This window comes from Lactobacillus delbrueckii subsp. bulgaricus, from assembly GCF_046938665.1.
Lineage (GTDB): Bacteria > Bacillota > Bacilli > Lactobacillales > Lactobacillaceae > Lactobacillus > Lactobacillus delbrueckii_C.
The window spans coordinates 1-229 of sequence record NZ_JBKZCD010000107.1 but is presented as its reverse complement, the minus strand read 5'-3'; the positions used below and the strand labels follow the sequence as shown (position 1 = coordinate 229).

General features: G+C 34.9%; 1 pseudogene. It reads left to right on the top strand.

Annotated elements, in window-relative coordinates:
- Positions 1-13: 13 nt before the first annotated feature.
- Positions 14-229, top strand: a pseudogene (locus ACLUXO_RS10445) (pyridoxal phosphate-dependent decarboxylase family protein); the annotation flags it as partial.

The following is a 229-nucleotide window of genomic DNA, read 5'->3' as shown; positions in this document are numbered from 1 at the left end:
TCTAAATCACCTCATAAAAGAACTAATTAACTGGAAAACGAATAATTCTTTTGTGCATAGTTCTAGCAACATCGATTCTTCTATAAGAACAGGAACTTTACCGCTTGATGGGCAAGTGCTAAATGATTCTATTGAGGAAGTGATTGACTCACTCGATCGAAATATAAACTTTTCGAGTAAAAAATTTATGGGCTTTCCAGATTCTGGAAATTCACTTGCTGGATTAGCG